Annotated in this window: 13 protein-coding genes and 1 riboswitch; of the genes, 3 read left to right on the forward strand and 10 right to left on the reverse strand. The window is 63.1% G+C overall.

What is annotated here, in order from left to right:
- Positions 1 to 104: 104 nt before the first annotated feature.
- Entirely contained in the window at positions 105 to 359 is a 255-nt protein-coding gene (locus tag FKL89_RS17665; RefSeq protein WP_156864046.1) for an acyl-CoA-binding protein, read from the forward strand.
- On the forward strand, positions 356 to 781 hold the full coding sequence (locus FKL89_RS17670) for a hypothetical protein (RefSeq protein WP_156864047.1): 426 nt from the start codon (positions 356 to 358) through the stop codon (positions 779 to 781). Before FKL89_RS17665 ends, FKL89_RS17670 begins: the two co-directional genes overlap by 4 nt.
- A 10-nt stretch (positions 782 to 791) precedes the next feature.
- On the opposite strand, the gene FKL89_RS17675 is transcribed toward FKL89_RS17670, so the two are convergent.
- Genes FKL89_RS17675 through pth form a run of 3 tightly spaced genes read right to left on the reverse strand, consistent with a single transcriptional unit; the run spans position 792 to position 4,282 of the window.
- Entirely contained in the window at positions 792 to 1,781 is a 990-nt protein-coding gene (locus FKL89_RS17675; protein WP_238363413.1) for a glycerophosphodiester phosphodiesterase, read from the reverse strand.
- Positions 1,762 to 3,603: a monovalent cation:proton antiporter-2 (CPA2) family protein gene (locus FKL89_RS17680; RefSeq protein ID WP_156864049.1), complete on the reverse strand. Its 1,842-nt coding sequence runs from the start codon at positions 3,601 to 3,603 to the stop codon at positions 1,762 to 1,764. The genes FKL89_RS17675 and FKL89_RS17680 overlap by 20 nt, the downstream gene beginning before the upstream one ends.
- 22 nt (positions 3,604 to 3,625) lie before the next feature.
- Positions 3,626 to 4,282 carry an aminoacyl-tRNA hydrolase gene (pth, locus tag FKL89_RS17685; RefSeq protein ID WP_156864050.1) on the reverse strand — a complete coding sequence of 219 codons (657 nt, stop codon included), beginning with the start codon at positions 4,280 to 4,282 and terminating at the stop codon, positions 3,626 to 3,628.
- A gap of 263 nt (positions 4,283 to 4,545) precedes the next feature.
- Here pth and FKL89_RS17690 point away from each other — a divergent pair, with 263 nt between their 5' ends.
- Entirely contained in the window at positions 4,546 to 5,946 is a 1,401-nt protein-coding gene (locus FKL89_RS17690; protein WP_156864774.1) for a CoA transferase, read from the forward strand.
- 52 nt (positions 5,947 to 5,998) lie between these two features.
- Here the strand turns inward: FKL89_RS17690 and FKL89_RS17695 are convergent, their stop codons facing one another.
- The 7 genes from FKL89_RS17695 to FKL89_RS17725 form a co-directional block, all read right to left on the reverse strand.
- The gene (locus FKL89_RS17695) at positions 5,999 to 6,811 is read right to left on the reverse strand and encodes a sulfite exporter TauE/SafE family protein (protein ID WP_156864051.1); all 813 of its coding nucleotides are present in this window, start codon (positions 6,809 to 6,811) and stop codon (positions 5,999 to 6,001) included.
- A gap of 167 nt (positions 6,812 to 6,978) precedes the next feature.
- Positions 6,979 to 7,443, reverse strand: coding sequence for an EVE domain-containing protein (locus FKL89_RS17700; protein ID WP_156864052.1), 465 nt, complete (start codon positions 7,441 to 7,443; stop codon positions 6,979 to 6,981).
- A gap of 386 nt (positions 7,444 to 7,829) precedes the next feature.
- Positions 7,830 to 8,114, reverse strand: a complete 285-nt coding sequence (gene zapA / locus FKL89_RS17705) for a cell division protein ZapA (protein ID WP_156864053.1) — start codon at positions 8,112 to 8,114, stop codon at positions 7,830 to 7,832.
- Entirely contained in the window at positions 8,111 to 8,350 is a 240-nt protein-coding gene (locus FKL89_RS17710) for a hypothetical protein (protein WP_156864054.1), read from the reverse strand. The genes zapA and FKL89_RS17710 overlap by 4 nt, the downstream gene beginning before the upstream one ends.
- Positions 8,351 to 8,362: 12 nt before the next feature.
- Entirely contained in the window at positions 8,363 to 8,995 is a 633-nt protein-coding gene (gene greB / locus FKL89_RS17715; protein ID WP_156864055.1) for a transcription elongation factor GreB, read from the reverse strand.
- Between the two features lie 105 nt (positions 8,996 to 9,100).
- Positions 9,101 to 9,937 (reverse strand): helical backbone metal receptor, encoded by an 837-nt coding sequence (locus tag FKL89_RS17720; RefSeq protein WP_162527570.1) that lies wholly within the window; start codon positions 9,935 to 9,937, stop codon positions 9,101 to 9,103.
- A gap of 66 nt (positions 9,938 to 10,003) precedes the next feature.
- A complete protein-coding gene (locus FKL89_RS17725; RefSeq protein ID WP_156864057.1) occupies positions 10,004 to 11,884 on the reverse strand; it encodes a TonB-dependent receptor domain-containing protein in 1,881 nt (626 codons plus the stop codon).
- Positions 11,885 to 12,034: 150 nt separating this feature from the next.
- Positions 12,035 to 12,278: riboswitch (cobalamin riboswitch) on the reverse strand.
- Positions 12,279 to 12,298 lie beyond the last annotated feature (20 nt).

Genomic DNA, 12,298 nt, shown 5'->3' on the forward strand with positions numbered 1-12,298 from the left:
CTCCTTCGCCGGTGCGCCAGCGGCGGCGCGGTGCGCAGCTCGCTGGGGTATGCTTGCCGGACCAATAATAGCCGCAACACCCAACCCGAGAGGAGGCTGCCGTCATGGCCATCAAGGACGATTTCGAAAAAGCGCAGGCGGATGTCAAAACGCTGAAAGAAAAGCCGGACAACAACACGCTGCTTGAGCTTTACGCGCTCTACAAACAGGGCACCGAAGGTGACGCCTCCGGTCGCCGCCCCGGCATCATGGACCCGGTCGGTCGCGCCAAATTTGACGCCTGGGCCGGCAAGAAAGGCACCAGCAACGATGACGCCATGGCTGGCTACGTCGCGCTGGTCAAGAAGCTGCTGGCATGAAACGCGCGATAGCCGCTGCGCTGGGTTTGCTGTCGGCGGTCGCCGTCAGCAGCGCCTTCGCGGCCAGCGAGCCGCTGACATTGGTTTACTGGTCGGCCAAGGATTGCCGCTGGTGCACCTGGTGGGAAGGCTCGGTCATCGGCTCCGGCGGTGAGGCGAAGTTCCTCAATAGCCCCGAGGGCAAGGCGGTGCGCTACACGGTGGTCAAGAAGCCACGCCTCGCCAATCCCTTCGTTGAAGAAGACTTCAAGCCGGAGCAGAAATGGCTGTGGCCGCGCGTGAAGAACGAAACCGACGGCAAGATCAAGGGCTACCCGAGCTTCAGCCTGTACGAAGGTGACAAGCTGGTGGTCTACGCGCTCGGTGAAGAGGATGTCGACACCAAACTGCTACCCGCCATCCGTCAGCGGATGACGAAGTAGCGGTTTCCCGCTACTTTGCTGGATAGCGCGGCGGCAATGGCATGCCGCGCGCCTGCATCAGGGCGCGCAGGCGATCCGGGTAATCGGTGATGATGCCGTCCACCTGCCAGTCCAGCAGCCGCTTGAGATCGGCTTCGTCGTTGACCGTCCACGGCACGATCTTGAGCCCGAGGCCATGCGATTCACGCACCAGCGCCTCGGTCACGTCACGATAGTTGGGTGACCACACGCGGCCACCCGCAGCCCTTACCGTACGCGGCACCGAGCCGCCATGATCATCAGCGTCGAACCCGGCCAGCCACGGCGAGGCACCCGGCTTGCCCACCTGCACCGTGTCGCCGGCGCCCTGCTGGCTGGTGAGGTAAACGGTGACGATCTCCGGGGCTTCCTTCTGCGCAATCTGCAGCGTCCGCCAGTCGAACGACTGGATGGTGGCGCGACCGCTGAGCCCTGCCTTGCGGATCTCGGTGATCAGCGCCCGGACAAAAGGCTCGGGTGCCAGCGTCTCTGCCGCAGCGGCAGGAGAGATCTTGGTTTCAATGTTGAAGCGTACGTCGGCGCCGCGTTTTGCGACCAGGTCGAACAGGGCAGCGAGCGCCGGGACGCGCTCGCCATCGGTGCCCTGCTGCATGGCAAATGCCTTCGCGTAGTTGCTGCCCGGCTTGATGCGACCGACGTCGTAACGCTGCAGTTCGGCAAAGGTGACGGTGGCAATCACCGGGCCGCGTTCGTTGAGGAACTGGCCCGTCACGTCGCGGGTGATGTCGGGATTGAGGTAGCGGTCGTGCGAGATGACCACGACACCATCTTTGGAGATGCCGACGTCCAGTTCCAGCGTGGTCACGCCGATGTCGAGCGCCTTCGAGAACGCCGTCAACGTGTTTTCCGGCACCAGTCCGCGGGCGCCGCGATGGCCCTGCAAGTCAAATTGCGTGGCGCAGCCTGAGAGCAGCGCGGCGGCGGCGATCAGGCCGCCCCATTCAAGTCGCTTGTGTCGCACTGCGGATCTCCTTCTCTGCCTGTTGCTCGGGTGCCAGATTGTCGCTGCGGCCATCCGCCTCAGCGTCTTCACGCAGGATGTTGGCAAGCTCGGCCCGTGATGTTTTCGACAGGGCAATCAATTTGTCTTCATCGCGGAATACCGCCTGCGCCTTGTCGAGCATTTCCTGATCGTGCGCCACAAAGGTAGCGACCAGGCGGTCAATGCGCTCCGCGTCCTCACCGAGGTCCGCCAGCACCAGTTTCGCCAGTTCCACGCTGCCCGCGAAGGTCTCGCGAATCGGCGCCTCGATGCCGAGATCGCGCAATTCCATCAGGTGGATGCGATTGCGTGCGCGGGCGAGGATCTTCACGTTGGGGAAGTTCCGTCGCACCAGCCGCACGATGTCGAGCGAGGCCTCGGTGTTGTCCACGCAAACGACCAGCAGTTGCGCCTGCTCGACCTTCGCCGCGCGCATCAGATCAAGCCGGGTGGCGTCGCCGTAGTAAATCTTGTTGCCGAAGCGGCGCACCGAATCCACGTGATCGGGGCTGGCATCTACTGCGGTGAACTTGATGTTGCGCATGTTCAGCACACGGCCGACGATCTGCCCGACGCGACCGAAACCGGCGATGATCACCGGCGTGCCCGGATCGTCGATGCGGTCGAACGGCGGCGGCTCGTCGCTGGTGGCGAACCAGCGGGCAATCACACGATCGTTGACGATCCACAGCAGTGGCGCCAAGACCATCGTCAAAGCAACCGCGAGCGCGATCACCTCGCCCTCTTCGTTCGAAATCAGCTTGGCTGACTGCGCGGCGGTCAGCAGCACGAATGCAAATTCGCCACCCACCGCCAGTGCAATCGCGGTCGGCCGCGCCAGCCGGTCCGGCGCCCCGGTGATGAAGCGGCGCGCGAGGTAGAACATCGCGGCTTTGATCAGCAGAATTGCCAGCGCCAGGCCCAGCATCGCGAACGGCGCGCGTTTGAGCAGGTCAAGATTGACGCCCATGCCCACCGCCATGAAGAACAGGCCCAGCAGCAGGGACTCGAAGGGCTCGATGCTGGCTTCGAGCTCATGCCGGAACTGCGAGTCAGCGAGCAGCACGCCGGCGAGGAAGGCGCCGAGCGTGGACGACAGGCCCACCGTGGTCATCAGCCACGCGAGGCCGATGGTGGTGAGCAGCGCGGCAGCGGTGAAGATCTCGTGCGAACCGCACTTCAGCGCAAACTTGAACATCAGCGACAGCAAGGGGCGGCCGAGCAGCACCACGCCGACGACCGCCGCCAGTGCTGGCCAGCCAATTGCCTGCGTCTGCGCGTCGCCAACGGCGGCGGCACCGAGCACACCCACCAGCGCCAGCACCGGGATCACGCTCAGGTCCTGAAACAGCAGCACCGAGAAGGTTTCGCGACCGTGCGGGCTGTCCATCTCGCCGCGCTCGGCGAGCGCCGGCAGTGCGAACGCGGTGGAAGTCATCGCCAGTGCAATGCCGACAATGAGGGCGCCCGCCGGACGCAGATTGGCCCACCACGCCAGCGCAGCCAGCGCGGCACCGCACACCAGCAGGTGCAGCGCGCCGATGCCAAAAATCGAGCGCCGCAGCGCCCACAGCCGCTCACGCTGCAGCTCCAGACCGATGATGAACATCAGCAGCGTGACGCCGAGCTCGGCGGTGTGCAGGATCGTCTCCGGCTCGTGCACCACGCCGATCACCGACGGCCCGATCACCACGCCGGCGAACAGATAACCGAGCACCGAGCCGAGGCCCAGCTTCTTGAACAATGGCACCAGCAGCACTGCGGCAGCGAGCAGCGCGGCCGCCGTAGCAAGCGACGTCATGCGATGTACTCCGTGAGCGACGTCATGCGTTCACCTTGGTTGCTACATCGCTGACCGGCTTCGGTGGCTTGTCGGGTTTCGGTTTGGTGTGCAGATTTTTCACTGCGCTTTCGATGTCACCGGCAGCGAGAAAGCGCCACTGCGCCAAGGCACGTTCGATCGCGACTTCAATGGCGTCCTGCTCTTCCCGTCGCGGCCGTTGCAGCACCCAGTCAGCCACCGGTTGCTGCGCGTTGATGCTGTCGCGCGGATGCCCGATGCCGATGCGCAGCCGCCAGTAATCACCGCTGCCGAGCTTGGCCTGGATGTCGCGCAGGCCGTTGTGCCCCGCGTGACCGCCGCCGAACTTGAGCTTGATGTCACCTGCCGGCAAATCCAGCTCGTCGTGCGCGACCAGCATTTGTTCGGGCGCAATGTTGAAGAACTTCGCCACCGCCGCCACGCTCTGGCCGGAAAGATTCATGTACTTCATCGGTTTCAGGACACGAACTTCGTTATGTGCGCCCACGCCGCGTGCCAGCTGGCCAAAGAACTTTGCTTCGCTGGCAAAACTGCCACCGATCTCATGCGCAACGTCTTCGGCGAACCAGAAACCAGCGTTGTGCCGCGTGCGCTCATATTCGGGCCCGGGATTGCCGAGACCGACGACGAGTTTGATGGGTAACTGGGGGAAACTCACGGCGCAGGTACCAATAGCGTCATGCTTGCAAATGATCTGCCGGAGTGTATCTGTTGCACTGATGGCTTTTTCATGAAACCCCCATCAGCTATGGGCTCAAGTCGTCTTTTACTCAAAAGTCGACTTCAGGTAGTTTAGTGCCTTGAGCCCATATTCAATGGTCGTTTGATGCAAAAGTTGCATCGACGAAATTCGGATCTTCACCTACGATTGTTGCACCGAGAAGCAGTGGTCATTGAGCAAGGAGCATGGGCATGTCGGCGATGAGACCGGACACAACGCTGGCGAACCTCTGGCAGCTGGCGCAACTGCCGGGCGACTCGCTCGCCACGGTGACGCTGACCGGCGCCGACCCGGTGCTGCCCTCGTCGTTTGCCGTCGGTACCGCGGCGCAAGCGAGCATTGCTGCCGGCGCGCTTGCCGCAGTCGAACTGGCCCACACGCGCGGGCAGCGGCGCCAGCGCGTGAGTGTGGACATGACGCACGCGGCGCTCGAATGCAGCGGCTGGTTTGCGCTCGACGGCAAGACGCCCAATGTCTGGGACGCGTTCTCGGGGCTCTATCGCACGGCGGACGGCTGGGTGCGCGTTCACGCCAACTTCGCGCATCATCGCGACGGTGCGCTGCGCCTGCTGGGCCTCACACCGGGTGTTGCCACGCGAGCCGATGCCGAATCCGCCCTGCGCCAGTGGCGCGCAGCAGACTTCGAGCAGGCGACCGCCGACGCCGGTCTCGTTGCTGCTGCGTGCCGCAGCTTTGACGAATGGGACGCGCATCCGCAAGCCGCCGCGCTGGCCGATTTGCCGCTAATCCGATGGCGGCGCATCGGTGACGCACCACCACTGCCCTTGCCACCCTTGCGCGACGACGAGCGTCCGCTCACCGGCGTGCGCGTGCTCGACCTCACCCGCATCCTCGCTGGCCCGGTGTGCGGACGTATGCTGGCAGCCTACGGCGCCGACGTGATGCTGGTCAATTCGCCGCATCTGCCCAACATCGAGTCCATCGCCGACACCAGTCGCGGCAAACGCTCGGCACACGTTGATCTGCGTAGCGAGAGCGGGCGGCGGGACTTGCAGCAATTGCTGGCTGGCAGTCATGTCTTCGTGCAGGGCTACCGACCCGGCGGCCTTGCTGCGCTTGGCTTTGGGCCCGATGAAGCGGCGCGCCTGCGGCCGGGGATTGTCTACGTCTCGCTGTCAGCCTACGGCGACGTGGGGCCGTGGGGCCAGCGTCGCGGCTTCGATTCACTGGTGCAGACGGCAACCGGCTTCAATCGCGCCGAAGCCGATGCGTTGGAGCGCAGTACGGGCGCTGCGGCAGGCAGCGCTGATCCGAAAGCACTGCCGATGCAAATCCTGGATTTCGCGACCGGGCATCTGATGGCGTTCGCCACAGCGGTCGCGTTGCGCCGTCAGGCCATCGAAGGCGGTAGCTGGCACGTGATGCTCTCGCTCGCGCAGACAGCGGCGTGGCTGCGCAGCCTTGGTCGTATTGAAGACGGTTTCGCGGTGAGCAAGCCTGACATGGCACCGTTCATCGAAACGGTGGACTCGGGCTTTGGCCGATTGAGCGCGCTCACGCACAGCGCCAGATTCGAGCGCACGCGAGCGCGCTGGACCCGGCCATCCATGCCACCGGGTTCACATCCGCCAAATTGGTAGCGCCGTAGCCCGGTTGCTCGCAACCGGGTTCCTGTAGCGCACGATCATCCTTTTACGCCACCAGCACGCCCCACAGCATGCGCAGGCCGAGCACGTAGAGCAACACCGCGAAGATTCGCTTCAGGGTGGCGACCGGCAGCTTGTGCGACAGCCGCGCGCCGTAGGGCGCGACCAGCACGCTGGTGATCGAAATACCGACCAGCGCGGGCAGATAGATGTAACCGAGCGAGGGCTGCGGCACGTTGGGCACGTTCCAGCCGTTCATCACATTACCGATGGTGGTGAACAACGCAATCGGGAAACCCAGCGCGGCCGAGGTGCCGATCGCGGTATGCACCGGGACGTTGCACCACGACAGGAAAGGCACCGAGAAGAAACCACCGCCCGCCCCTACCATCGCCGAGAGGAAGCCGACGACCATACCCGCGACAAACAATCCGGCAGTGCCGGGCAAAGTTCGCGACGCTTTCGGCTTGAAGTTGAGCAGCATCTGGGTGCCGGTGTAGAACAGGAAGCAGGTGAAGAACACCGCGAGAAACACGGTTGACAGCATCGCAACGATGCGGGTGCCGATCAGGCTGCCGACCAGGATGCCCGGCGCCATCGCCCATAGCGCCTTCCAGTGCACCGCACCCCGTGCGTTGTGCGCACGTACCGAGGAGATCGAGGTGAACATGATGGTCGCCATTGAGGTGGCAAGGATCACCTGCATCTTGGTCTCGAACGGGAAACCCTGCGCCGGGAACATGATGGCGAGGATCGGCACCATCGTCATGCCACCGCCGATGCCCAGCAGCCCGGCGAGAAAGCCGACCAGCACGCCCAGCGCGATGTAACCGAAAAACCAGGCGTTGATGTATTCCATTGAGCAGCGCTACGCGGCGCGAAGCGGGGTTTTGATGCGACGCAACAAGTCTACGCGGCAGCGCTGACGGGAGGCTGAGACGGGGTCACTTTCCGTGCCGGAGGCCACAACGTCGCCCGCAAATCACGCCGCCCGCAATTGTGTCGCCGCGTCGGCGCCTGCGCCGCCTACTTCGCCGCTTTGGCGAGCTGTTTCGTGATGAAGGCCCACTCGTCATCGCTTACCGGCGTGATCGACAGGCGGTTACCGCGTTGCAGGATGCGCATCTCGGCCAGCTCGGGCGCCGCGCGCAGCGCAGCGAGCGGGATCAGCTCAAATTTCTTGACGAAAGCCACTTCGACGCATACCCAGAGCGGGTTGTCAGGCTTCGATTTCGGGTCGTAGTGCGGATTTTCCTTGTCAAACTGCGTGACGTCCGGCGCTGCAGCCTTGGCGATCTTGCAGACGCCTGCAATACCGGGCTCCGGGCAACTGGAGTGATAGAAGAAGGCGAGGTCCCCCACCTTCATGTCGTCGCGCATGAAGTTGCGCGCCTGATAGTTGCGCACACCAAACCACGCACTCCGGCCATCGCGCTTGAGATCGTCAATGCCGTACTCGTTGGGTTCCGACTTCATCAGCCAGTAGCGCATGCAACTCTCCCAAAGACCACATGAAAACGGGGAGCCATGCTCCCCGTTGCAAATTCGAAGACTCCCGCACATGCCGTCATGGTCGTCATCTTGAACCGGGGTTCAAGATTCGGATGCCTCCACCATGACTACCAGGTACAGCTGGCGACTCGAACACCGAAGTGCTCGCGAAGAGCCGCGCACACGGCCACAGTAGCAGAGGCGTCCTCGCGACAAGCGCATTGGTTCAAAGAAATTTTCGACCGCAACGCACAGCGCAGGAGCAGGATGGATTCTACGCTTCCTCAACCAATTTTGCGGGCGAATTGCTACTGCAACGACAACGTGCGGCAGTACAAAACAATGATCGCGTGACGGGTAAATCGTGCCGGCAGGCGGCGTGGTGCTCAGCCAGCGTTGGTCTCGGCGAGCGTGCGGCGCAGGTTGGCCGTCATCGCCGCGATGCGGGATTCGACCCTCGGGTCAATGTCGCCCGCAGGCTGTTTGGCCGCCAGCTCGAGCGCGGCGAGCAATAGCACACGCTCGATCTCGGCGGTGGGTTGCTTCTGTGCAATCAGTGCGCATTCAGCCTCGACCACCGCAATGGCCTCCGCCAAGGCTCTGGCCTCGGAGTCCGGTGCGGCGAGGCGAAATGTACGTCCGTGGATGGTGGCTTCGAGCGTGGTGCTCATGCCACCTTGATTTGCGGCGGTTGCTGTACCTGAGGCGTGCTCTGCGCGGTTTCTTCCGCCGGTTTGGGCAGACGCTCGGCAACCACACGAAGTTTGTTCCCGGCAGTACGCATACGCTCGCTCTTGTCAACGAGCTCGGCACGCAAACGCGAGTTTTCCTCGGCCAGCGCTTTCAGGCGCAGCATCGCATCCTTGAGCGCGGATTCGAGTTGTTCGAGCGAGGAATTCGAGTGCATCCGGCAACTATATCAAGCCGGTGGCATTTGTGCATGCCGTTTATCCGCCGATTCTGCCGCCAGTTGGGTGTGACTCGGCGCCAGATGAGTATCGAGCGCCTTGTACTCCACCGCCAGTATCTCCAGCTCCTCAACGCCTGCAGGGGTCCGTAGCGCAATGATGTCACCCTCTCGCCCTTTGGTCAGCGCCCGCGCAATAGGACTGATCCAGCTCACATAGCCGCGCTGCGGGTCAACCTCATCCAGGCCAACAATGGCAATGATGCGCTCGGCACCGTGCTGGTTGGCCACGGTCACGGTGGCGCCAAAAAAGACCTGATCGGTATCCCGCGTCACCGGATCCACGACCTCGGCATCGTCAAGCCGCTTGATCAGGTAGCGCGTGCGACGGTCGATTTCGCGCAGGCGCCGCTTGCCGTACAGGTAGTCGCCGTTTTCGCTGCGGTCGCCGTTGCTCGCGGCCCAGGAGACGATGCGCGTCACTTCCGGCCGCTCGACCGTTGTCAGATGGTCAAGCTCGGCCTTCAGGCGACCGTGACCGCCCGGTGTCATGTAGTTCTTTGTGCCCGCTGGCAACGGCGGCAACACGATGTCTTCATCGTCGTCCGGCGCGTCAGAATCTTCTTTGGTAAATGCTTTGCTCATAGCTTCCAGTCCTTCCTCACGGGCAGACCAGGGCCTGTTCACGCTATTGCAAAAGTAGTGTGAACAGGCCCTAAGCGAATGTTAGCCAAGCAGCACTCGCCGCATTCAGCGCAGCGTCTGCCGGACGCGGTCGATCGACTCGCAGAGCGTCTGCACCGCTGCAAACGTGCGCAGTGTCGGGCGATGCAATCGCGCGCCGTCTACGCCAAGCACCCGCGCGTCCGCCACGCGAGCGTCGAATAGTCGCGCTGACTTCCACTGCTCGCGGACCGCCGCGAGCGACCCTGGATCAGCGACCAGCACTGCATCCGGTTTGGCAGCCAGCACGGCCTCGGACGAAACCTCCGGGGCCGGCAGCGGCAGACGACCGAACACGTTTTCAGCACCGCAAACAGACAGCGCCTCGCCGACCACGTGGCGATCGGAAAGCGTAAACAGTCGCCCGGCGCCGAGCTGGTAGAACACCTTTACCCGCTTCGAATCGCCATAACGCCGCTGCAACGCAATAATCTGCGCTGTCGCTTCCCCCGCCAGACGCATTGCCGTACGACGACTGTCATCATCGCCTGCCCACTCGCTGAAGTGACGGGCTTCAGCGAGGATGCTGCCTAACGTATTGAGCTCACTCTCATAAACGCGAACGCCCAGACGCCGCAACGCGTCGAGGTCAGCAGCACGATTGCCGCCGGGCCATGCCACCACCAGATCGGGCTTCAGCGCGATCACTGCTTCGATATTGGTGCCGCGGTAACCGCTGACTTTGGGCAGTCGTCTCGCTGCCTCCGGGAAGTCGCAGGACTCGCTGACGGCAACCACGCGATCACCAGCACCGACCGAGAACAAAAGCTCGGTCGCGTGCGGTGACAGACTCACAATGCGTTGCGGTGTGCCGGCGTGGGCAACGGCAATGCCGGCGAGCAGCAATACGGCGAACCGTCTCACAACGATTGAGATCGCCCTCACCGTTCGCCGGCAAGCTGCAATATCTGTGCTGATCACGGCTTGCCGCTAGCGGTCAATCGCAACCGTGAGCCAGGCGCGCCGACCGCCGGTTGCGTAGCCGTAGGCGAGCTGGTAGTCGCGATCAGTGGCGTTTTCAAGCCGCATGCCAAGACGCACACCGGGCCACAGCTGCTTTGACGCGTGCAGATTGAGCACAGCGTAACCGGGCAGCGCGCGGCTGTTGGACGCGTTGTCGAAACGCCTGCCTGACGCGAGCAACTCAATGCCCGTGGTTACGCCGAACAGGTCGCCGCTGAGTTTCACGGCACCATGCTCGCGGGCACGCCGTGCGAGCTGCGTGTCAGTCGTGGTGTTGCGCGGATCCGCAAGATCAAAGCTGCCGTCCACGCGTACCCCCCCCAACTGCGTACCGCCCGCAAGCGTCACGCCCCGCAGTTGGGCCTTGGCGACGTTCTGTGGCGCGCAGTTGAAGTTGGCGTCGCACTCAAACTGGATGAGATCGCGAACATTGTTCTGATAGACAGTCAGCGACGCGTTCGATTCCGCGACAGACCAGCGGAAACCGAACTCGATATTCTGACCACGCTCGGGCCTGAGGGTGGGATTGGCGTAGCCGGGGTAGTAAAGATCGTTGAAGGTTGGCGCCTTGAAGCTGGTGCCCGCACTCAGCACCGCCCGCCACTGCGGCGCCAGACGATAGCCAACGCTGCCGCTGGCCGTGGTGCGGGTGCCGTACTGGCTGCTATCGTCCAGACGCAGGGTTGCATTGGCCCGCAAGTCGTCGGCGGCCCAGTCACCGCCCAGCAGCACACTTGAGGTCCGGCGTGCAGTCACCGGCAATGCATCGCTGCCTTGCACTGTTTCACGCCGCCACTCGAACGCGCCCAGCAGATTGAGTGCTGAACTGACGCGGAAGTTGTTCTGCCATCCCAGCAGATCATTGCGCGTCCTGTAGTCGCCAGGAAAAGCCGATTCGAAGCTGGACTTGTCCGTCGACGATCCAATGCGCAGCGAACCGGTCCAATTTGATGTGAGCGAGAAATCCGCAGTTGCAGCAACGCTGTTGACCAGCGAACGAATGCGATCATCGTGCATTGCATCACCGTCGTACTGGACGTTGCCTCGCGTTTCAAAAGCGTGCAGCGCAAACTTCAGCGTGGACGACGGCGACCAATTGCCGTTGAGCTGGACGGTGTTGAAGCGATAGCCGTCGCGGTCCGGGTTGTAGCTGTAGTCTGCCTTGTTGACGATGGCGTTGTAGCCACGGCTTGCATTCTGGGCCGCGGTCACCGTCACGCCGTTGGCGGCATCACCCAGTCCGGCGTTGGCGCTCAGTTGTTGCGACCGCCATTCACCTGCCGCCGCGCGTATCCCCATGCCTCGGTCGCGGCGGGTAAATATCTGGATGACACCGCCGACAGCGTCGGCGCCATAGAGACTGGCTGCCGGGCCGCGCAACACTTCGATGCGTTCGATCTGGTCAACGTTGATGTGCTGCAAGGCAGACAGCCCGCTGAACGAGGAGGAAACCCGTTGTCCATCAATCAGCAGCAGCGTCTGGTTGCTGTTGGCCCCACGCAGAAAAATCGACGGGGTGGCTCCCGGACCAGTCGTTGCAAATTCAACGCCAGGAAGCAGCCGCAAGGCATCGGCGATGTCGACAATACCCGCCGCGCGGAGACTGGTGCCGTCCAGCACCGAGATGTCGCGCATCGTCGTGTTGATGTCTTCCGGCATCCGCGTGGCGGTGACAACCACGCGATCCAGCTTGCTTTGTGATTGCTGGGGGGCTTGGGCGGCAGCGATGCCAGCCGGCACTATTGCCGATGCAAACGCCAATGCAATGGCGAGTGCGCATGGCGTTGAGCGGTGGTCGGGAATAGTCCGTACCTGGACGGGGGTGAGTAGGTGCTTGTCTGATTGCATGACGATCCTGACGAATCGGGCCCTCCGCCCGACGGTGGGTGGTCCCGCTGGCAAGGCTCAGGTGGCACGGGTCAGGCGATCGTCAACGACGGTGCATGCGCCCGGCACCGCGCATCCCCGCGCAGTGGGCAATGATCCGTCGTCCGAGGAAGGCGACAGAAAAGCCGGGCCGGTCTCCGGACTCGTCGCCGCAGTTTGGTTGCGCCTTCCCGGGAGTGGACTCCCAGTGGCATGGCTGAATCGGAAACGATACAGCACGGCAACCAGCGTTGATGCGACTTACCGTTGCGGGGGCAGTAGCGGCTTTATCGTGCTGGCACGATGCACCGCTTTCCCGTTTCACTTGATGGCAACCGAAGAATCTGGTCACCAGCAAGCACCTTGCTTCGTCGTGCAGTTTATCAGTGGCATGCA

Origin of the sequence: Casimicrobium huifangae, assembly GCF_009746125.1 — a bacterium.
In the GTDB taxonomy this organism is placed as follows: domain Bacteria; phylum Pseudomonadota; class Gammaproteobacteria; order Burkholderiales; family Casimicrobiaceae; genus Casimicrobium; species Casimicrobium huifangae.

What these genes read in the sequence shown, in the direction of transcription:
- FKL89_RS17665 (WP_156864046.1), top strand. Translation starts at nt 105, where the DNA reads ATGGCCATCAAGGACGATTTCGAAAAAGCGCAGGCGGATGTCAAAACG.
- FKL89_RS17670 (WP_156864047.1), top strand. Translation starts at nt 356, where the DNA reads ATGAAACGCGCGATAGCCGCTGCGCTGGGTTTGCTGTCGGCGGTCGCC.
- FKL89_RS17680 (WP_156864049.1), bottom strand. Translation starts at nt 3,603, where the DNA reads ATGACGTCGCTTGCTACGGCGGCCGCGCTGCTCGCTGCCGCAGTGCTG.
- FKL89_RS17690 (WP_156864774.1), top strand. Translation starts at nt 4,546, where the DNA reads ATGAGACCGGACACAACGCTGGCGAACCTCTGGCAGCTGGCGCAACTG.
- FKL89_RS17695 (WP_156864051.1), bottom strand. Translation starts at nt 6,811, where the DNA reads ATGGAATACATCAACGCCTGGTTTTTCGGTTACATCGCGCTGGGCGTG.
- FKL89_RS17700 (WP_156864052.1), bottom strand. Translation starts at nt 7,443, where the DNA reads ATGCGCTACTGGCTGATGAAGTCGGAACCCAACGAGTACGGCATTGAC.
- zapA (WP_156864053.1), bottom strand. Translation starts at nt 8,114, where the DNA reads ATGAGCACCACGCTCGAAGCCACCATCCACGGACGTACATTTCGCCTC.
- FKL89_RS17710 (WP_156864054.1), bottom strand. Translation starts at nt 8,350, where the DNA reads ATGCACTCGAATTCCTCGCTCGAACAACTCGAATCCGCGCTCAAGGAT.
- greB (WP_156864055.1), bottom strand. Translation starts at nt 8,995, where the DNA reads ATGAGCAAAGCATTTACCAAAGAAGATTCTGACGCGCCGGACGACGAT.
- FKL89_RS17725 (WP_156864057.1), bottom strand. Translation starts at nt 11,884, where the DNA reads ATGCAATCAGACAAGCACCTACTCACCCCCGTCCAGGTACGGACTATT.